Genomic DNA, 21,066 nt, shown 5'->3' on the forward strand with positions numbered 1-21,066 from the left:
CACGCACGTCGGGCGCCGCCCCCGGAGGGACGACGCCCGAACGGCGGCGCGGAGCGGTTCAGCCCCGGCGGGCGGCGATCTGCTCGGTGGCGGCCGGGACGACGGTGTTCAGGTCGCCGACCACGCCGAAGTCGGCCAGCTCGAAGATCGGCGCCTCGGGGTCCTTGTTGACCGCGACGATCGTCTTCGAGGTCTGCATCCCCGCGCGGTGCTGGATCGCCCCGGAGATCCCGACCGCGATGTAGAGCTGCGGGGAGACGGTCTTGCCGGTCTGCCCGACCTGGAAGGTGTGCGGGTAGAAGCCGGAGTCGACCGCCGCGCGCGAGGCGCCGACGGCGCCGCCGAGGGCGTCGGCGAGCCCCTCGATGATGGCGAAGTTCTCCGCGCTGGCCACACCGCGGCCGCCGGAGACGACGACGGACGCCTCGGTGAGCTCGGGGCGGCTGCTCTTCTGCTCCACCACCCGGTCGACCACGCGGGTCTGCCGGGCCTGGTCGGAGATCGAGACCGCCACGGTCTCCTCGGCGCCGGCGGCCGGCGCGGGCTCGGCGGTGACCGAGTTCCCCCGCAGGGTGTAGATCGGCGTGCCGACCGTCACCTTCGAGTGCACGATCGTCGCCCCGGCGAAGGCCACCTGGGTGGCGGTGCCGTCGGGGGCGATCTCGGTGACGTCGGTGAGGAAGCCGCTGCCGGTCTTGAGTGCCAGCCGGGCGGCGATCTCCTTGCCCTCCGACGAGGACGGGATGACGACCGCCACCGGCTGCTCCTCGGCGACCAGCTGCGCCAGCACCTCGGCCTTGGGAGCGACCAGGTAGGCGTCGACGTCGTCGGACTCGGCGACGTAGACCTTCGCCGCGCCGTACTCGGCCAGCTGCTCGCGCACCGACGCGGCGGTGCCGGGGGCCCCGAGCACGACCGCCGAGGGCTCACCGAGGGCGCGGGCCGCGGTCAGCGCCTCCAGCGTCGTCTTGCGCACGCCACCGCCGGCCGGGTTCAGCTCGGCCAGCACCAGTACCTCTGCCATGTTCTGCTGCTCCTCTTCCTCGAGGTCCGGCTCAGACGATCTTCTGCTCGGCGAGGAAGCCGACCAGCTTCTCGGCGCCGTCGCCGTCGTCGGTCACCTTCACGCCCTCGCCCTTGGGCGGGCGTCCGGCGAAGTCGACGACGGCGCTGGTGGCGGTGGCCAGACCGACCGTCGCCGGGTCGATGCCCAGGTCGGCGAGGGTCAGCGTCTCCACCGGCTTCTTCTTGGCCGCCATGATCCCCTTGAACGAGGGGTACCGGGGCTCGTTGATCGTGTCCCAGGTGGAGACGATCGCCGGCAGCTGGGCCTCCAGCTCCCAGTAGCCGCCGTCGGTCTGCCGCTCGACCCGGGCCGTCGTGCCCTCCACCGTGAGCTTGCGGGCGCCGGACAGCTGCGGGATGCCCAGCCGCTCGGACAGCAGCGCGGGCATGACCGACACCTGGCCGTCGGTCGACTCCGCACCGCAGAGCACCAGGTCGTACGGCACCCGGGAGAGCGCGGCAGCGAGCACGGCGCTGGTCTGCGGAGCACAGGCGCCGTGGATCGCGGGGTCGCTGACGTGCACCGCCTTGTCCGCACCCATCGACAGCGCCTTGCGGATCGCGTCGGTGGCGGTGTCCGGGCCGACGGTCAGCACGGTCACCTCGCCGCCGTGCGCCTCCTTGAGGGTCAGCGCCTCCTCGATGGCGTACTCGTCCATCTCGTTGATGACGTTGTCGGCGGTGGCCCGGGCGACGGTGTTGTCCGCCGGGTCCAGCTTCCGCTCGCTGCCGGAGTCGGGGACCTGCTTGACCAGAACGACGATGTCCATCGTCAGACGACCTCCGCGGTGCTCAGTCGGGGCACGGGCGGGGCCCGCCTCGCGCCGATCATCGAGGTTACTCACCGGTAACGACGCCGGTGCGGGTGGCCCCCGTCACGTGGGAGGGTGCCACTCCCCCGTCGCGGTGAAGTGCTCGAGGGTCCGGACGAACGGCGCCAGGTCCAGCCCCTGACCCGCTACCCAGCCATCGGAGTGGTAGGTGTCGGCGTAGCGCTCGCCGCCGTCGCACAGCAGCGTCACGACGCTGCCGGTGCGGCCCGCGGCGAGCATCTCGGCGACCAGCCCGAAGGCGCCCCACAGGTTGGTGCCGGTCGAGCCGCCCGCCCGCCGCCCGGTGACCCGCTGCAGGTGCCGCATCGCCGCGAGCGACCCCTCGTCGGGGACGCACACCATCCGGTCGACGATCGTCGGCACGAACGACGGCTCCACCCGCGGGCGGCCGATCCCCTCGATCCGCGACCCGCGCGCCGTGGCGGCCGGGTCGTCGTCGCGCCAGCCGGCGAAGAAGGCCGAGCCCTCGGGGTCGACGACGGCCAGCCGGGTGGGCAGCCGGCGGTAGCGCAGGTACCGGCCGATCGTGGCGCTCGTGCCGCCGGTCCCCGCGCCGACGACCACCCACTCCGGCACCGGGTGGCGCTCCCGGGCCAGCTGGTCGAACACCGACTCGGCGATGTTGTTGTTGCCGCGCCAGTCGGTCGCCCGCTCGGCGTTGGTGAACTGGTCCAGGTAGTGGCCGTCGCACTCCGCGGCGATCCGGCGCGCCTCGTCGTAGACGCTGCCGGCGTCGGCGACCAGGTGGCAGCGGCCGCCGTGGAACTCGATGAGCGCGATCTTCTCCGGGCTGGTGGCCGCCGGCATGACCGCGACGAAGGGCAGCCCGAGCATCCGCGCGAAGTAGGCCTCGCTGACCGCGGTCGACCCGCTGGAGGCCTCCACCACGGTGCTGCCCTCGTGCAGCTGGCCGGAGCACAGCGCGTAGAGGAACAGCGAGCGGGCCAGCCGGTGCTTGAGGCTGCCGGTGGGGTGGGTCGACTCGTCCTTGAGGTACAGGTCGATCCCCCACTCCGGCGGCAGCGGGAACACCAGCAGGTGGGTGTCGGCGCTGCGGTGCGCGTCGGCCTCGACCAGCGCGACCGCGCGCTCGACCCACGCCCGGCCGGTGGGGTCGGAGCGGTCGAGGTCGGCGGGGGCGCTCACCGGCCGGTGAAGGTGGCCTTGCCCGGCCCCTGCTCCAGAAACGAGCGCATCCCCGCCGCCTGGTCCTCGGTGTCGAACAGCTCGGCGAACAGCCGGCTCTCCAGCTGCAGGCCGGCGGCCAGCGACCCGTCCAGCCCCTGGTCGATCGCCCGCTTGGCCGCGGCCAGCGCCAGCGGCGGGCCGGCGGCGAACTTGCGGGCCATCGCCACCGCGGTGGCGTACACGTCGTCGTCCGGGACGACGGCGTCGGCCAGGCCCATCTCCAGCGCCTCCTCGGCCCCCACGTGCCGGCCGGTGAAGACCAGGTCCTTGGCCTTGGCCGGGCCGACCAGCCGGGCCAGCCGCTGCGTGCCGCCGGCACCCGGGATGACGCCGAGCAGGATCTCCGGCTGCCCCACCTTCGCCCCGTGGCCCATCACCCGGAAGTCCGCGCACAGCGCCAGCTCGTACCCGCCGCCCAGCGCGTAGCCGGTGATCGCGGCGATGACCGGCTTGGGGATCCGGGCCACCTCGGTGAAGGACGCGGTGAGCTCACGCCCCCAGGCGACCATGCTCGCGCCGGTCAGCTCCGCCATCGCCTTCACGTCGGCGCCGGCGGCGAAGACCCGCTCCCCGCCGTAGAGGACGACGGCGCGCACGTCCTCCCGTGACCCGGCCTCCAGCGCGGCGGCGCGGACCTCCCAGTGGACCTGCTCGTCGATGGCGTTCATCTTCGGCCGGTCCAGCCGGATCGTGCCGACCGGACCGTCGACCTGCAGGGTCACGAACTCGGGCTGGGTCATGCCGGCACCTTACGACCGGCCCCCTCGCAGGGGTCCGCCGCGAGCGTGCGAGGGGGGGGCGGGGCCCTGCTAGGCGCGGCGGGCAGCGAACCGGCCGCGGTCCAGCTGCACGTCGAGCCCGACGCCGAAGGCATCCGACAGCAGCGGCGCGGTGAGCACCTCGGCCATCGGGCCGGCAGCGACCACCTCGCCCGCACGCAGCAGCAGGGCGTGGGTGTACCCGGGCGGGATCTCCTCGACGTGGTGGGTGACCAGCACCTGGGCCGGCGCGTAGTGGTCGCGGGCCAGGCCGGAGAGCCGGGTGACCAGGTCTTCCCGGCCGCCCAGGTCGAGCCCCGCGCCGGGCTCGTCGAGCAGCAGCAGCTCGGGGTCGGTCATCAGCGCACGGGCGATCTGGGTGCGCTTGCGCTCACCCTCGCTGAGGGTGCCGAAGGGCCGGTGCGCCATCGGGGCGATCCCCCACTGCTGCATGAGCATCGCCGCGCGGGTCAGGTCGTGGACGTCGTAGCGCTCGCGCCACCGGCCCATCACCGCGTAGCCGGCGCTGACCACCACGTCACCGACCCGCTCGCTGGCGGAGATCCGCTGGGCGAGCGCGGCGCTGGTGAGCCCGATCCGCGGGCGCAGCTCGAAGACGTCGACGGCGCCCAGGGTCTCCCCCAGCACCTGCACCTCGCCGCGGGTCGGGTGCATCTGCGCTCCCGCCAGCTGCAGCAGCGTGGTCTTCCCCGCCCCGTTGGGTCCCAGCAGCACCCAGCGCTCGTCGGCCCGGACGGTCCAGTCGACCGAGCGCAACAGGTGCGCCTGGCCCCGGACGACGTCCACACCCCGGATCTCGACGACGGGCTCGTTCTCCACGCGGACCATCCAACCAACCCGCCGGGCGTCGCGACGGACTGGGCGGGCCGTGTCGGGCACCATGCTCCGGGTGAGCGGACAGACGGGGGCACGCTGGCACGGCGGCACGGCGGAGGTGTGGCCGGGCAGGCCGGCGCCCCTCGGAGCGCACTGGGACGGCACGGGCACCAACTTCGCCCTGTGGTCGGCCGGCGCGTCGGGAGTGGACCTGTGCCTGTTCGACGCCGACGGCACCGAGCACCGGCAGCGGCTGCGGGAGACCACCCACCAGGTGTGGCACGGGCGGGTGCCCGGCGTCGGGCCCGGGCAGCGCTACGGCTACCGGGTGCACGGGCACTTCGACCCGGCGTCCGGCGCCCGGTACAACCCGGCCAAGCTGCTGCTGGACCCCTACACCCGGGCGGTCGACGGCGAGCTCGTCCTGGACGACGCGCTGTTCGGGCACGACCGGCACGACCCGAACCTCGCCGACCCGCGGGACTCCGCGCCGTACGTGCCGCGGGGCGTGGTCATCCACGACTCCTTCCCCTGGGACGGCGACACCCGGCTGGACACCCCGTGGTCGGACACGGTGATCTACGAGGTGCACGTCAAGGGCGCCACCCAGCTGCACCCCGACGTGCCCCCGGCACTGCGCGGCACCTACGCGGGCCTGGCCCACCCGGCCTTCGTCGAGCACCTGGTCTCCCTGGGCGTCACCGCGGTCGAACTGCTGCCCGTGCACCACTTCGTCAGCGAGCCGCACCTGCTGCGGCGCGGGCTGACCAACCACTGGGGCTACAACACGCTGGGCTACTTCGCCCCGCACGCGGCCTACAGCTCGGTGGGCTCCCGCGGCGGTCAGGTCACCGAGTTCAAGGCCATGGTCAAGGCGCTGCACGCCGCCGGCATCGAGGTGATCCTCGACGTCGTCTACAACCACACCGCCGAGGGGGACCACACCGGCCCGACCCTGTCGTTCAAGGGCATCGACAACGGCGGGTACTACCGGCTGGGCGGTGAGGACCCGTCCCGCTACACCGACTACACCGGCTGCGGGAACACCCTCGACGTCCGTCGCCCGGCCGTGCTCGGCCTGCTGATGGACTCGCTGCGCTACTGGGTCACCGAGATGCACGTCGACGGGTTCCGGTTCGACCTGGCCTCGGCGCTGGCCCGCTCGATGCACGACGTCGACCGGCTGTCGGCGTTCTTCGACGTGGTGCACCAGGACCCGGTGGTCAGCACGGTCAAGCTGATCGCCGAGCCGTGGGACATCGGCGAGGGCGGCTACCAGGTGGGCAACTTCCCGCCGCCGTGGACGGAGTGGAACGGCAAGTACCGCGACACCGTGCGCGACGTGTGGTCCGGGGCACGGGTGGGGGTGCGCGACCTGGCCTACCGGCTCACCGGCTCCTCGGACCTCTACCGCTCCGACGGCCGCCGTCCGTTCGCCTCGGTCAACTTCGTCACCGCGCACGACGGCTTCACCATGGCCGACCTGGTCACCTACGAGACCAAGCGCAACGAGGCCAACGGCGAGGAGAACCGGGACGGCGAGAGCCACAACCGCAACTGGAACTGCGGCGTCGAGGGCCCCACCGACGACCCGTCGGTCACCGAGCTGCGGGCCCGCCAGGTGCGCAACCACCTGGCGACCCTGCTGCTGTCGACCGGCGTGCCGATGCTCACCGCCGGCGACGAGCTGGGCCGCACCCAGCGCGGGAACAACAACGCCTATTGCCAGGACAACGAGGTCTCCTGGATCGACTGGGGCGCGATGGACGCCGACCTGTGGTCGTTCGTCGCGCACGCCGTCGGGCTGCGGCGGGCGCACCCCGCGCTGCGCCAGGAGGCCTTCTTCGAGGGCGCCGAGGTGGTCGGCACCGGCGGCACCCGGGACCTGGCCTGGTTCTCCCCCACCGGAGAGCAGCTCACCAGCGGTGACTGGTTCGACGCCGACCTGCAGACGGTGGGCATGTACCTCGACGGCCGCGGGCTGCGGCACCGCGACCAGCGCGGGCGGCCGGTGGTCGACGACTCGTGGCTGATCTGGCTGCACGCCGGCGCCGACGCGGTCGACGTCGCCCTGCCGGGTGCCCCCTGGAGCGACGGCTACGAGCTGGTGCTGGCCACCGAGTACCCCACCGGCCAGCCACCCCGGCCGACGGCGGTGGCCCCGGGCCCGGTGCAGCTGCCCGGCCGGTCGGTGTGGGCCCTGCGCGTGCTGCGGCCGCCGCAGCCGGAGGCGCACGCCTCCTGACGGGGTCCCTCAGGTTGACCATGGGCGAGCAGCCCGCCGACACGCCGGTGAGCGGAGTGTCGGCGGGCAACACCGTCATGATCGACGGCGGACCTGCTCGCCGCACGTGACACGGCCCCGTCCCCCCGGCAGGAGGGACGAGGCCGCGGTCGTGGGTGGGGCTGCGGTTACTCCGCGGCCTGCTCGAAGGTGATGACGGTCCAGCCCAGCAGCAGGCGGTCGCCGTCGGCGAGCACGTGCGGGACGCCCGGCTCGAGCTGCGTCCACTCGGTCGCCTCGGGGCCGGCGACGTGGGTGCCGTTGAGCGAGCCCAGGTCGATCAGCGACACCTCGCGCCCGGAGCGCTGGATGGCGGCGTGCGCCGAGGACAGCACGTTCTGCGTGTCGGCGATCGGCACCGGCCGCGCCGATCCGCTGGTGACCAGGTCGTGCCCGTCGGGACGGCGCCCGAGCACCAGGTCCTCGTCGACGGTGACGACCATGCCGTCGTCGAAGCGGAGCACCGGGGCCGCCGGGGGCTCCGGACGCCAGAAGGCGGTCTGCTCACCCGACGGGGCGGCCGCCGCGGAGGCGGCCCGCCCGGCGCCGCTGAAGCCCCCGTCGGTGCTCGCGGTGAAGGGCGACTCGCTGGGCAGGCCGGCGGACCGCGGCACGGCGACGGCGGGCGGCACGGCGGCGGCCAGCTGCAGCAGCGCACCGGAGCCGGGCACGGTGCCCTCGACGAGGTCGAGCGCGACCCCCGGCGGCATGGCCGCGGCCTGCTGCCCGGGGCCGACGTACAGCGTCTGCCCGAGGGCGAAGCCCGCGGCCAGGGTGCACCCGTCGGCGGCCGAGCCGGAGACCGGCACCCCGTCGACGGCCGGCTGGCCCTTCCCCGACCACAGCGCGACGCCGGAGCCGGCGCCGTCGGTGGTGTCGGCGAGGACCAGGGCGAAGGAGACGGGGCCGTCGGAGAGCCGGTTCACCTGTCCGGCGACGGCCGCGAGCACACGGTCGGCGCCGGGGCCGCTGACGCCGAGACAGGCGTGCAGCGCGGCGACCAGCGCCGGTGAGCCGGGGGCGTCGACCCACAGCAGGCCGCCGCCGCGGCGGGCGACGACAGAGTCTCCGGGGAGCACCTCACAGCGGTCGGGCATGGAGGCCACCCTAACGAGGGACCCGCACATCCGACCGCCCGCCACCGCGTGCCGCGCCGTGATCTCGACCCGTTCTGCCCGGCACGTACCAGCGGTCACATCCTCACCACCGAGACCGTGACGTTCCGCTACGGCTCGATGACTGTGAGCAGTCAGCCGTCGGCCCGCTGCCGGGCCCCGCTCAGCGGCTGGCCCGAGCCGGCGCGGGTGTCGTTCCTCAGGCGTTGACCACGACCCCCAGCTCGGCCGGCGTGGCCAGCAGCTCCGAGTGCGGCAGCACCCGGACCGTGTAGCCGAAGGCGCCGGTGCGCTCCAGCGGCACGGTTCCGGTGAACCAGTGCCGCGAACCCTCCGCACCGTCGTGCCGCAGCTCCAGCGTGGTGACCTCGTGCAGCCCGTCGGCGTCGTCCACCCGGCCGTAGGCCGCCTCCACCAGCACGTCGGACGGGCTGAGCCCCGGCAGCTCGACCTCGGCCCGCAGTCCGATGCCCCCGCCGATCTCCGGGGTCTCCCCCACACCGGTCGCCTCCACGTGGGCCACTCGCACCCCGGGCCAGTGCTCCAGCAGCCGGGCCCGCCAGGCCGCCTCGGCGCGGGCCGGCTCGTAGCCCCCGGCGGCCATCGCGCGGGCGGCGCCGGCCGCCGGCACGTAGAGCCGCTGCACGTAGTCCCGCACCATGCGGGTGGCGAGCACCTTCGGGCCGGTCTCGCGCAGCGTGTCGCGGACCATCTCCACCCAGCGGCTCGGGATGCCCTCCTCGTCGACCTCGTAGAAGCGCGGGATGACCTGGCGGCCGAGGAGGTCGTAGATGGCCTGCGCCTCCACGTCGTCCCGCCGCTCCGGGTCCTCGACGCCGTCGGCGGTCGGGATCGCCCAGCCGTTCTGGCCGTCGAACCACTCGTCCCACCAGCCGTCGCGGATGGACAGGTTCAGCCCGCCGTTGAGCGCCGACTTCATCCCCGAGGTGCCGCAGGCCTCCAGCGGCCGCAGCGGGTTGTTCAGCCAGACGTCACAACCCCAGTAGAGGTAGCGGGCCATGCCGATGTCGTAGTTGGGCAGGAAGGCGATCCGGTGCCGGATCTCCGGGTCGTCGGCGAACTTCACCATCTGCTGGATCAGCTGCTTGCCGCCGTCGTCGGCCGGGTGGCTCTTGCCGGCGATGACCAGCTGGACCGGTCGCTCGTCGTCCAGCAGCAGCGCCTTGAGCCGGCCGGGGTCACGCAGCATCAGCGTCAGCCGCTTGTACGAGGGCACCCGGCGGGCGAAGCCGATGGTCAGCACGTCGGGGTCGAACGCCGTCTCGGTCCACTCCAGCTCCGCCTCCGCCGCGCCGCGGGAGACGGCGGTGGCCCGCACCCGGCGGCGCACCTCCTCGACCAGCCGGCTCCGCAGCAGCCGGCGGGTGTTCCAGAGCTCGGCGGCGGGGATGCGGTCGACGCCGTCGAAGTGCACGTCGCCGTCCACCTCGAGCGGATCGCCCTGGCTGGTGGTCTGGGTGCCGAGCTCCAGCAGCTCGCGCGCGGTCCAGGTCGGGGCGTGCACCCCGTTGGTGATCGACCCGATCGGCACGTCGTCGGGGTCGAAGCCCGGCCACAGCGGCCCGAACATGTCCCGGCTGACGTGGCCGTGCAGCTGGCTGACCCCGTTGGCCCGCTGCCCCAGCCGCAGCCCCATGTGGGCCATGTTGAACTTGCTCGGGTCGTCCTCGGCGCCCAGCGGCAGCAGCTGGTCGATCGGGACGCCGAACCCGGCGAAGTACCGCTCGATGAGCGCCTTGGGGAAGCGGTCGATCCCCGCGGGCACCGGGGTGTGGGTGGTGAAGACCGTGCCGCCGCGCACCGCCTGCAGCGCCTCGGCGAAGGACAGGCCGTGGGACTCGGTGAGCTCGCGGATCCGCTCGACGCCCTGGAAGCCGGCGTGCCCCTCGTTGGCGTGGAACACCTCCGGCGGCGGGGTGCCGGTGAGCGAGCAGAAGGCGCGCAGCGCCCGGACGCCACCGATGCCCAGCAGCATCTCCTGCCGCAGCCGGTGGTCCTCACCGCCGCCGTAGAGCCGGTCGGTGACCCCGCGCTCGGCCGGGCTGTTCTCCTCGATGTCGCTGTCGAGCAGCAGCAGCGAGACCCGGCCGACCTGGGCGCGGTAGACGTGCGCGTGCAGCGTGCGCCCCTCGGGCAGCGGCACCGCGACCACCACTGCGTTGCGGTCGGCGTCCCGGAGCAGCTTCAGCGGCAGGCCGTGCGGGTCCAGCGCCGGGTAGTGCTCCAGCTGCCAGCCGTCGGCGGACAGGCCCTGGGAGAAGTACCCCGACCGGTAGAGCAGCCCGACGCCGATCAGCGGGACGCCGAGGTCGGAGGCGGCCTTGAGGTGGTCACCGGCGAGGATGCCCAGACCACCGGAGTACTGCGGCAGCACCTCGGTGATGCCGAACTCGGCGGAGAAGTAGGCGATCGTCGCCGGCGCGCCCTCGCCCAGCGACTGGTACCAGTGCGGGGCGTCGAGGTACTCGCGGAGGTCGTCGGCGACGGTCTGCAACCGCTGCAGGAACGCCGGGTCGGCGGCCAGCGTGGCCAGCCGATCGGCGGAGACCTCGCCGAGGACCTTCACCGGGTCGCCGTCGCAGGACGCCCAGAGCTCCGGGTCCAGCGCCTCGAAGAGGTCGCGGGTCTCCGGGTGCCAGGACCAGCGCAGGTTCGTCACCAGCTGGGACAGCGGGAGGAGCGCCTCGGGCAGCGAGGCTCGGACGGTCAGTCGGCGGAGAGCTCGCACGGGCCCGACCCTAGCCGCGGCGACCGGTCCGCACCGGGTCGAACGACCTGCGTTCTCCCGTCGACCGACCCCTGCCCGGCCCCGCGCTCGCGGGTCGGGGGCAGGGGTCCGGCGAACCGGCCCGCCTCCCCCTCCTGGCGGAGGGGAGATCACTCCGAAGTGCCCACCAGCGCGGATGTGGATAGCGTTGCCGCGATGACTGGCCGCGCTGACCTCCGCCTCGGCATCACCGATGTCGCCCCCGTCGTGTCGTGCGGGTCGTTCTCGACCCGCGCCGTGGTCGGCGAGCACCTGCCGATCACCGCCACCGTCTTCCGCGAGGGCCACGACGCCGTGGCCGCCACCGTGGTGCTCACGCCCCCGGACGGCACCGCGGGGACGCCCTCCCTGACCCGGATGCGGAAGTTCGGGCCCGAGCCCGACCGCTGGGCCGCCACGGTCGTCCCCGACCGGGAGGGCCTGTGGACCTTCCGGATCGAGGCCTGGGACGACCCGCTGAGCACCTGGCACCACGACGTGGAGGTCAAGGTCGAGGCCGGCCAGGGCGCCGACGAGCTCGCCAACGACCTGGAGTCCGGCGCCCGGCTGCTCGAGGAGGTCGCCGCCGCCGTCTCCGAGGAGCACCGCCCCGCGCTGTACGACGCCGTCGGCGCGCTCCGCGACGAGGGCCGTGAGCTCACCGCCCGGATCGCCCCGGCGTTCGCGCCGGCGCTCCAGCAGTTCCTGTACGAGCACCCCGTGCGCCGGCTGGTCACCCCGACGCAGGACCACGAGCTGTGGGTCGACCGCCCGCGGGCGCTGTACGGCTCCTGGTACGAGTTCTTCCCGCGCTCGGAGGGCCCCGTCGTCGGCGGCCGGCCCACGCACGGCACGTTCGCCCAGGCCGCCGAGCGGCTGCCGGCGATCGCCGACATGGGCTTCGACGTGGTCTACCTGCCGCCGATCCACCCGATCGGCAAGGTCAACCGCAAGGGGAAGAACAACACCCTGGTCGCGACCCCGGACGACGTCGGCTCCCCCTGGGCGATCGGCAGCGACGAGGGCGGGCACGACGCCGTCCACCCCGAGCTGGGCACCCTCGACGACTTCAAGGCCTTCGTCGGCCGCACCCGCGAGCTGGGCATGGAGGTCGCGCTCGACCTCGCCCTGCAGGCGGCGCCGGACCACCCGTGGGTGCGCGAGCACCCGGAGTGGTTCACCACCAAGCCCGACGGCACGATCGCCTACGCGGAGAACCCGCCGAAGAAGTACCAGGACATCTACCCGATCAACTTCGACAACGACCCCGAGGGCATCTACGCCGAGGTGCTGCGGGTGGTGCGGCACTGGATGGACGCCGGGGTGCGGGTGTTCCGGGTCGACAACCCGCACACCAAGCCGCTGAACTTCTGGCACTGGCTCATCTGGGAGGTCAAGAAGACCGACCCGGACGTGCTGTTCCTCGCCGAGGCGTTCACCCGGCCGGCGATGATGCACCAGCTCGCCCGGCTGGGCTTCACCCAGAGCTACACCTACTTCACCTGGCGCACGGAGAAGTGGGAGCTGGAGGAGTACGGCCGCGAGCTGGCCGCCAGCTCGCACTACATGCGACCGAACTTCTTCGTGAACACCCCGGACATCCTGCACGAGACGCTGCAGGTCGGCGGGCCGCCGATGTTCAAGATCCGCGCGGTGCTGGCGTCGATGATGAGCCCCACCTGGGGCGTCTACTCCGGCTACGAGCTGTTCGAGCACGTCGGCCTGCGCCCGGGCAGCGAGGAGTACCTGGACACCGAGAAGTTCCAGCTGCGCCCCCGCGACTGGGCCGGCGCCGAGGCCAGCGGCCGCACGCTGGCGCCCTACCTGCGCCGGCTCAACGAGGTCCGCCGGGCACACCCGGCGCTGCAGCAGCTGCGCACGCTGCGGTTCCACCACATCGACAACGAGAACCTGCTCTGCTTCTCCAAGACCGACCCCGGCTCGCCCGACGCGGTGCTCGTGGTGGTCTCGCTGAACAGCAGCTACACCCAGATCGGCACCACGTCACTGGACATGCCGGCCCTGGGGCTCGACTGGTCCGACCGGTTCTCCGTCACCGACGAGCTCACCGGCGCGCACTACGACTGGGGTCAGCACAACTACGTCGAGCTCGACCCCTACCGGGAGCCGGCCCACGTGTTCACCGTGCACCGCAGCCTGGCCGCACCGGTGGACCCGCTGACCCCCTGACGGGTCTCCCGACCGTCCTCACCCCGCGACGGCGCCGGACCTGCCGCGGCCGGCGCCGTCGCACCGCCCAGCACCCCCGAGAACGAACGAGGACCGAGTTCCATGACCCTCCCCGTCCCCGCCCAGTCGACCTCCGGCGCGGGCGAGCAGTCGATCCTCCCTCCCCCGGGGAGCGACCCCGAGTGGTTCAAGCGCGCCGTCTTCTACGAGGTGCTGGTCCGCGGTTTCGCCGACAGCAACGCCGACGGCATCGGCGACCTGCGCGGCATGATCGGCAAGCTCGACTACCTGCAGTGGCTCGGCGTCGACTGCCTCTGGCTGCCGCCGTTCTTCTCCTCCCCGCTGCGCGACGGCGGCTACGACGTCAGCGACTACACCGCGGTGCTGCCGGAGTTCGGCGACATCGAGGACTTCAAGGAGCTGATCGAGGCCGCCCACTCGCGTGGGATGCGGATGATCATCGACTTCGTCATGAACCACACCTCGGACCAGCACCCCTGGTTCCAGGCCAGCCGCAGCGACCCGGACGGTCCCTACGGCGACTTCTACGTGTGGGCCGACGACGACACCGGCTACGCCGACGCGCGGATCATCTTCGTCGACACCGAGAGCTCGAACTGGACGTTCGACCCGGTCCGCAAGCAGTACTTCTGGCACCGGTTCTTCAGCCACCAGCCCGACCTGAACTTCGAGAACCCGAAGGTCCAGGAGGCGATCATCGACGCCCTGCGGTTCTGGCTGGACCTCGGCGTCGACGGGTTCCGGCTGGACGCCGTCCCCTACCTGTTCGAGGAGGAGGGGACCAACTGCGAGAACCTCCCCCGCACCCACGAGTTCCTCAAGAAGCTGCGCAAGGTCGTCGACGCCGAGTACCCCGACCGGGTGCTGCTGTGCGAGGCGAACCAGTGGCCGGCCGACGTCGTCGAGTACTTCGGCGAGGACGGCGACGAGTGCCACATGGCGTTCCACTTCCCCGTGATGCCGCGCCTGTTCATGGCCGTGCGGCGCGAACAGCGCTTCCCGATCTCCGAGATCATGGCCCAGACGCCGGCCATCCCGGAGAACTGCCAGTGGGGCGTCTTCCTGCGCAACCACGACGAGCTGACCCTGGAGATGGTCACCGACGAGGAGCGGGACTACATGTGGGGCGAGTACGCCAAGGACCCCCGGATGAAGGCCAACATCGGCATCCGCCGCCGGCTGGCCCCGCTGCTGGACAACGACCTGGACACCCTGGAGCTGTTCACCGCCCTGCTGATGTCGCTGCCCGGGTCGCCGGTCATGTACTACGGCGACGAGATCGGCATGGGCGACAACATCTGGCTGGGTGACCGCGACGGCGTGCGCACCCCCATGCAGTGGACCCCCGACCGCAACGGCGGCTTCTCCACCGCCGACCCGCAGCGCATGCACCTGCCGCTGGTCGCCGACCCCGTCTACGGGTTCCAGGTGACCAACGTCGAGGCCCAGCTCCGCAACTCGAACTCGCTGCTGCACTGGACCCGCACGATGATCTCGATCCGCAAGCAGCACCCGACCTTCGGCGTCGGCAGCTTCACCGAGATCGGCTCCCGCAACCCGACCGTGCTGTCGTTCGTGCGCGAGTTCGGCGACGACATCGTGCTCTGCGTGAACAACCTGTCCCGGTTCCCGCAGCCGGTGGAGCTGGACCTGCGGCGCTTCGAGGGCTACACCCCGGTCGAGCTGACCGGGCGCGTGCAGTTCCCCCAGATCGGGGTGCTGCCCTACATGCTGACCCTGGGCGGTCACGGCTTCTACTGGTTCGAGCTGCAGAAGCCCGTCGACACGACACCCGAGGACGAGGAGGACTGGGAGAGCACGACGAGCAGCAACGTCGCGCGGTCCCTGCTGGACTCCGGTCTCGTCTCCGAGGGCGCCCCGGCGGGCAGCGGGGGTCTCGGCAGCGAGGCCGCCACGACCACCGACCGTGAGGGAGAGGCCTGATGACTGCAGTGACCGACCTGCTGGCCGGCTGGATGCCGGGACAGCGCTGGTTCGGCGGCAAGGGCCGCGAGTGGGCCGAGGTCAGTGACGAGGGGTTCTTCCTCGACCAGTCCGACCCGGTCCTCTCCGTCCACCGCGTGCAGGTCACCTACACCGACGGGGCGACCGAGACCTACCTGGTCCCCCTCTCCTGGCGCGAGTCGCCGGCCGAGGACCTGTCCAGCGCCTTCATCGGTGCGGTGACCGGCGCCAACGGCACGGAGAACTACGCCTACGACGCGATGCGCGACCGGGACGCCACCGTGCCGTGGCTGACCCACCTGGTGGCCGCCTCCACCGTGGGCCCCATGCACTTCCACCCGGCGGGGGTCGCGCACATCCCCGAGGGGCTGCCCGGCGACATCGTCTCCACCGAGCAGAGCAACACCTCGCTGGTCTACGGCGAGACGGCGATCCTCAAGCTGTTCCGCCGGCTCGAGCCCGGGCTGAACCCGGACGTCGAGATCCACGACGCCCTGCGCCGGGCGGAGAACCCGCACATCGCCGGGCTGCTCGGGTACATCGAGATCGACGGCGCCCCCGGCGACGAGCCGGCCACCGTGGCCATGCTGCAGACCTTCGTCCCCAACGCCAGCGATGGCTGGCGGCTGGCCACCTCCAGCGTCCGCGACCTCTACGCCGAGGGCGACCTGCACGCCGACGAGGTGGGCGGGGACTTCGCCGGTGAGAGCGAGCGGCTGGGCGAGGCCACCGCCTCGGTGCACGCCGACCTCGCCCGGGTGCTGCCGGTCGAGCCGGCCGACCGGGACTGGTACCGCACCCTCGGCGAGCAGATGACCCAGCGGCTGGAGGCGGCCCTCGCCGTCGTCCCGGACCTGGCCGAGCACGCCGACGGGCTGCGCACGCTCTACTCCGCGGTGGCCGACAGCGAGGAGCCGGTCACCCGCCAGCGGGTGCACGGCGACCTGCACCTGGGCCAGGTGCTGCGCACCACCAGCGGCTGGATCGTGCTGGACTTCGAGGGCGAGCCGGCCCGGCCGCTGGCCGCCCGGCGCGAGCTGGACACCCCGCTGCGCGACGTCGCCGGCATGCTGCGCAGCTTCGACTACGCGGCCCGGCACATGCTGGTCGAGCAGCCCGACGACCCGCAGCGGGCCTACCGCGCCCAGGAGTGGGCCGAGCGGAACCGGGCCGCCTTCTGCGCGGGCTACTCCGCTGCCGGCGGGGTGCCGCTGTCGGCCGACTCGGCCCTGCTTCGCGCGTTCGAGGCGGACAAGGCGGTCTACGAGTGCGTCTACGAGGCGCGGAACCGGCCGCACTGGTTGATGATCCCGCTGAGCTCGTTGTCCCGGCTGACCTCCGGCGACTGACGCCGGACGGCCCGGCCTGAGACGACCACGGACCACCGAGAAGCACCTGGAGACACCGATGAGCACCGAGGACACGCAGGGGCGCTCCCCCGACCCCGAGCCGGCCGGCAAGGACGAGCTGATGCGCCGGGTCGAGGAGAAGACGGCCGCCGTCCATGAGGCCGCCGCGACCGACACCGACCCGGCCGACGCCGCGCAGCCGGCGAAGAAGACCACGCGCAAGGCCGCCGCCAAGAAGGCCCCGGCGAAGAAGGCCCCGGCGAAGACCCCGGCCAAGCGGGCGGCCGCCGCAGCCGGCGGCGCCGGTGAGCAGACCGAGCCCGCCGGCGAGGCGCCGCCGGCGAAGAAGGCCGCCAAGCGGACGACGAAGAAGGCGGCCCCGTCTGTCGAGAGTGCGGCCGCCGAGGGCGATGCCGCCCCGGCGAAGCGCACCCGGAAGGCCGCCGCCAAGAAGGTGACCGCTGCCCCGGTCGTCGCCCCGGCCCCGATCGCCGAGCCCGGCGACCCGAGCGCACCCCCGGCCCCCCAGCCCGAGCCGCCGAGCCCCGACCCTGCCGCGCCGAGCACCCCGCAGGCGCCCGAGGACGGCCAGCACGCCGGCACCGGCGGCAGCTCCCCGGCCGAGACCGCCTCCGCATCCGGCACGGAGCCCGCACCGGACACCGTCGACGCCGAGGCCACCACGGCCGAGACGGCGACCGGCGACCTGGTCGTCGGCGAGGTCACCGACCTGCCGCCCGCCCCCGGCGACGTCCCGGAGCCGGCCGCCACCGAGCTCGTGGCAGCCCTGCCGGACGGGCAGGCGCCGGTGAGCACGTCGGTGCCCGAGGACGCCACCCCGGCCGGCCGCGAGGTCACCGGGGAGGAGCTGCGCGCCGTCGTCGAAGGCTGGTCCTACGACCCGCACGGCGTGCTCGGTGCGCACCGGCTGCCCGAGGGCTGGGCGGTCCGCACGCTGCGGCCGGACGCCGTGGCCGTGGTGGTCGTCGACCAGGACGGCACCCGGTACGAGGCCCACCAGCTGCACGGCGGTGGCATCTACGAAGCCCGCCTGCCCCAGCAGCCGGGTGACTACCGCATCGAGGTCGTCTACCCCAACGGGCAGGGCGGCACCGACACCTACACCGTCGACGACCCGTACCGCTGGCTGCCCACGCTCGGCCAGCTCGACCAGCACCTGCTGCGCGAGGGCCGCCACGAGAAGCTGTGGACCGTGCTCGGTGCGCACGTCCGGCACTACGACACCCCCGGCGGCCCGGTCGACGGCGTCTCCTTCGCCGTCTGGGCGCCGAACGCCCGCGGCGTGAAGGTCACCGGCGACTTCGACTACTGGGAGGCGCGCGCCTACCCGATGCGGTCGCTGGGCTCCTCGGGGGTCTGGGAGGTCTTCGTCCCGGGCGTGCAGGTGGGCACCCGCTACCGCTACCACGTGCTCGGCGCCGACGGGCAGTGGCGGGTGAAGAGCGACCCGATGGCGTTCGCCACCGAGGTGCCGCCGTCGAACGCCTCCGTGGTCACCGAGTCCACGCACGAGTGGGGCGACGGCGACTGGCTGGCCCAGCGCGCCGAGGGCAGGTGGCACGAGCGGCCGATGAGCGTCTACGAGGTGCACGCCGGCTCGTGGCGCCAGGGGCTGTCCTACCGCGAGATGGCCGACGAGCTCGTCGCCTACGTCACGGACGCCGGGTTCACCCACCTGGAGTTCATGCCGCTGGCCGAGCACCCCTTCGGTGGGTCGTGGGGCTACCAGGTCACCTCCTACTACGCCCCCACCTCACGCTTCGGCAGCCCGGACGACCTGCGCTACCTGATCGACCGCGCGCACCAGGCCGGCATCGGCGTCATCGTCGACTGGGTGCCGGCGCACTTCCCGAAGGACGAGTGGGCGCTGGCCCGCTTCGACGGCACCGCGCTGTACGAGCACGCCGACCCGCGCCGCGGTGAGCAGCCGGACTGGGGCACCTACGTCTTCGACTTCGGCCGGCCCGAGGTGCGCAACTTCCTGGTCGCCAACGCGCTGTTCTGGGCCCAGGAGTTCCACGTCGACGGCATCCGGGTCGACGCCGTCGCCTCGATGCTCTACCTGGACTACTCCCGCAACGACGGCGAGTGGACGCCCAACCAGTACGGCGGCCGGGAGAACCTGGACGCGGTCTCGTTCCTGCAGGAGATGAACGCGACCGTGTACCGCGAGGTGCCCGGCGTCGTGACGATCGCCGAGGAGTCGACCGCCTGGCCGGGCGTCACCCGGCCCACCTACCTCGGCGGCCTGGGCTTCGGCTTCAAGTGGAACATGGGCTGGATGCACGACTCGTTGGGCTACATGGCCAACCAGCCGGTGTACCGCAGCTACCACCACGGCCAGCTGACGTTCTCCCTGGTCTACGCGTTCTCGGAGAACTACGTCCTGCCGATCAGCCACGACGAGGTCGTGTACGGCAAGGGGTCGCTGCTGCGGAAGATGCCCGGGGACCGCTGGCAGCAGCTGGCCAACCTGCGCGCCTACCTGGGCTACATGTGGGCCCACCCGGGCAAGCAGCTGCTCTTCATGGGCTCGGAGTTCGGCCAGCTCTCGGAGTGGGCGGAGAGCCGCTCGCTGGACTGGTGGCACCTCGACGACCCAGCACACCGGGGCGTGCTGGACCTCGTCCGCGACCTCAACACGGTCTACAAGGAGACCGAGGCACTGTGGTCCCAGGACGTCGACCCGGCCGGCTTCCAGTGGATCGACGCCAACGACGCCGGCGGCAACACGCTGACCTTCCTGCGCTACGGCAAGGACGGCCAGGTGCTGGCCTGCGTCGCCAACTTCTCCGGCACCCCGCACCACGAGTACCGGATCGGGCTGCCGAGGGGTGGCCGCTGGCGCGAGCTGGTCAACACCGACTCGGAGGGCTACGGCGGCTCCGGCGTGGGCAACCTCGGCGGCGTCGACGCCGTGGCCGAGGCCTGGCACGGGCAGCCGTGGTCGGCGACGCTCACCGCTCCGCCGCTGGCCACCGTGTGGCTCGTGCACGAGGGCCCCGAGCCCGAGCTGCCCGACTCCGGCGCCCCGGCCGACCAGGCGCAGATCGCCGCCGCCGAGGCCTCCGGTGCCGCCGAGGGGCCGGGCACCGGGCTGGAGCCGGCGCAGGCCGGTACCCAGGAGTGACCCGGAGGTGGCGACGGTCCCGCGGGGCCGTCGCCACCTCCGCCGTCCCGCGGGGTGACCGCCACCGGCCCGGTGGCCCGTACGACAGGGAGCCGATGCCCATCTCCTCGCGCCGGCTCGCCGGCCTCGCGCTGGCCGCGACGCTCGGGACCACGGCGCTGAGCGGGTGTGCGGTCACCTTCATCGAGGGCTCGGCGACCCCGCTGGTCGACGTGCGCGGCGACGTCGACCCGGAGGAGTTCCCGATCATCGGGGCCGTCGACTCCGACGTCGACCGCCTCGCCCGCAACGCGCTGGCCGACCTGAACACCTGGTGGGCCGACCAGTTCGGCCCGGTCTACCAGCAGCAGTTCCCACCGCTGACCGGTGGCTACTACTCCGTCGACCCCGCCGACATCGACCCCACCGCCTACCCCGGGGGCGAGATCGGCTGCGGCGAGCCCCCCGAGGCGGTCGAGGACAACGCCTTCTACTGCGGGCCCAGCCAGCAGTACCCCAACGGGGACGCCATCCAGTACGACCGGGCGTTCCTCGGCGAGCTGGCCTTCGGCACCGGTGGGTCCGAGGGCTACGGGCGCTTCATCCCGGCGCTGGTGATGGCCCACGAGTTCGGCCACGCCGTGCAGGGCCGCGTGGGCTACCCGGTCCAGGCCTCCATCGCGATCGAGACCCAGGCCGACTGCTTCGCCGGGGCCTGGACCCGGTGGGTCGCCGACGGGGAGGCACCGCACAACTCGATCCGGCCGGCGGAGCTGGACGACGTGCTGCGCGGCTACCTGCTGCTGCGCGACCCGGTCGGTACCGGGCTCGACGCCGGCGAGGCCCACGGCTCGTACTTCGACCGGGTCTCGGCCTTCCAGCAGGGCTTCGACGACGGCCCGACGGCCTGCCGGGACGCCTTCGGCCCCGACCGCCCGTACACCCAGCGCGAGTTCTCCGACCAGGACCTGCTCACCGGGGGCGACGCGCCCTACGCCGACGTGCAGAGCCTGATCGCCACGTCCTTCCCGGAGTTCTGGACGGCGGTCCTCGACTCCCGCGGGGAGGAGTTCCGAGCCCCCGAGCTGCAGCCGTTCACCCGGACGGCGCCCGGCTGCGCCGGGAGCCGGCCCGAGGGCGACCTGGTCTACTGCCCGGCGGAGGGCACCGTCGCCTTCGACGAGGCCGACCTCACCCGGCCGCTCTACGACGACCTGGGCGACTACGCCGTGCTCACCGCCGTCGCCGTGCCGTACGGCCTGGCGGTGCGCGACCAGCTCGGGCTGTCGACCGACGACCAGGAGGCGGTCCGCTCCTCCGTGTGCCTGGCCGGGGCCTTCACCGCGGCGGCGCTCGAGGAGGAGGTGCCCAGCATCCGGATCTCCCCCGGCGATGCCGACGAGAGCGTCTCGTTCCTGCTCGAGTACAGCGACGACCCCGAGGTCATCGCCGACGTCGGGCTGACCGGCTTCCAGCTGGTCGACGTCTTCCGCGCCGGGGTGTTCGAAGGCCCGACCGCCTGCGGCCTCGGTAGCTGAGCCGCGCCCCTCCGCTCACGGAGTGA

The 21,066-nt window shown here is 73.0% G+C and carries 13 protein-coding genes; 6 read left to right on the top strand and 7 right to left on the bottom strand.

Features of this window, described 5'->3' with window-relative positions; all coding sequences use genetic code 11:
- Positions 1–58 precede the first annotated feature (58 nt).
- From ACI783_RS09810 to ACI783_RS09830, 5 genes are all read right to left on the bottom strand, one after another.
- Positions 59–1,024: an electron transfer flavoprotein subunit alpha/FixB family protein gene (locus ACI783_RS09810; protein ID WP_457140269.1), complete on the bottom strand. Its 966-nt coding sequence runs from the start codon at positions 1,022–1,024 to the stop codon at positions 59–61.
- Between the two features lie 31 nt (positions 1,025–1,055).
- Positions 1,056–1,835 (bottom strand): electron transfer flavoprotein subunit beta/FixA family protein, encoded by a 780-nt coding sequence (locus ACI783_RS09815; RefSeq protein WP_457081623.1) that lies wholly within the window; start codon positions 1,833–1,835, stop codon positions 1,056–1,058.
- Between the two features lie 105 nt (positions 1,836–1,940).
- Entirely contained in the window at positions 1,941–3,044 is a 1,104-nt protein-coding gene (gene cds1 / locus ACI783_RS09820; RefSeq protein WP_457140270.1) for an L-cysteine desulfhydrase Cds1, read from the bottom strand.
- Entirely contained in the window at positions 3,041–3,826 is a 786-nt protein-coding gene (locus ACI783_RS09825; RefSeq protein WP_457140271.1) for an enoyl-CoA hydratase/isomerase family protein, read from the bottom strand. Before ACI783_RS09825 ends, cds1 begins: the two co-directional genes overlap by 4 nt.
- Positions 3,827–3,895: 69 nt before the next feature.
- Positions 3,896–4,693 (bottom strand): ABC transporter ATP-binding protein, encoded by a 798-nt coding sequence (locus ACI783_RS09830; RefSeq protein WP_457140272.1) that lies wholly within the window; start codon positions 4,691–4,693, stop codon positions 3,896–3,898.
- Between the two features lie 61 nt (positions 4,694–4,754).
- Between ACI783_RS09830 and glgX the strand changes: the two genes are divergently transcribed.
- On the top strand, positions 4,755–6,926 hold the full coding sequence (gene glgX, locus ACI783_RS09835; RefSeq protein ID WP_457140273.1) for a glycogen debranching protein GlgX: 2,172 nt from the start codon (positions 4,755–4,757) through the stop codon (positions 6,924–6,926).
- A gap of 167 nt (positions 6,927–7,093) precedes the next feature.
- Here the strand turns inward: glgX and ACI783_RS09840 are convergent, their stop codons facing one another.
- On the bottom strand, positions 7,094–8,062 hold the full coding sequence (locus ACI783_RS09840; protein ID WP_457140274.1) for an FHA domain-containing protein: 969 nt from the start codon (positions 8,060–8,062) through the stop codon (positions 7,094–7,096).
- Between the two features lie 217 nt (positions 8,063–8,279).
- A complete protein-coding gene (glgP, locus tag ACI783_RS09845) occupies positions 8,280–10,829 on the bottom strand; it encodes an alpha-glucan family phosphorylase (RefSeq protein WP_457140275.1) in 2,550 nt (849 codons plus the stop codon).
- Between the two features lie 195 nt (positions 10,830–11,024).
- Between glgP and ACI783_RS09850 the strand changes: the two genes are divergently transcribed.
- The 5 genes from ACI783_RS09850 to ACI783_RS09870 all read left to right on the top strand — a co-directional run bounded on the left by ACI783_RS09850 (position 11,025) and on the right by ACI783_RS09870 (position 21,040).
- Positions 11,025–13,037, top strand: a complete 2,013-nt coding sequence (locus ACI783_RS09850; protein WP_457140276.1) for an alpha-1,4-glucan--maltose-1-phosphate maltosyltransferase — start codon at positions 11,025–11,027, stop codon at positions 13,035–13,037.
- Positions 13,038–13,139: 102 nt separating this feature from the next.
- Entirely contained in the window at positions 13,140–15,002 is a 1,863-nt protein-coding gene (treS, locus tag ACI783_RS09855; protein ID WP_457140277.1) for a maltose alpha-D-glucosyltransferase, read from the top strand.
- A complete protein-coding gene (locus ACI783_RS09860) occupies positions 15,002–16,372 on the top strand; it encodes a maltokinase N-terminal cap-like domain-containing protein (RefSeq protein ID WP_457140278.1) in 1,371 nt (456 codons plus the stop codon). Before treS ends, ACI783_RS09860 begins: the two co-directional genes overlap by 1 nt.
- 58 nt (positions 16,373–16,430) lie before the next feature.
- Positions 16,431–19,523 carry a 1,4-alpha-glucan branching protein GlgB gene (glgB, locus tag ACI783_RS09865; protein ID WP_457140279.1) on the top strand — a complete coding sequence of 1,031 codons (3,093 nt, stop codon included), beginning with the start codon at positions 16,431–16,433 and terminating at the stop codon, positions 19,521–19,523.
- Between the two features lie 95 nt (positions 19,524–19,618).
- Positions 19,619–21,040, top strand: coding sequence for a neutral zinc metallopeptidase (locus ACI783_RS09870; RefSeq protein ID WP_457140280.1), 1,422 nt, complete (start codon positions 19,619–19,621; stop codon positions 21,038–21,040).
- Positions 21,041–21,066 lie beyond the last annotated feature (26 nt).

Source organism: Modestobacter sp. SYSU DS0511, from assembly GCF_054050755.1.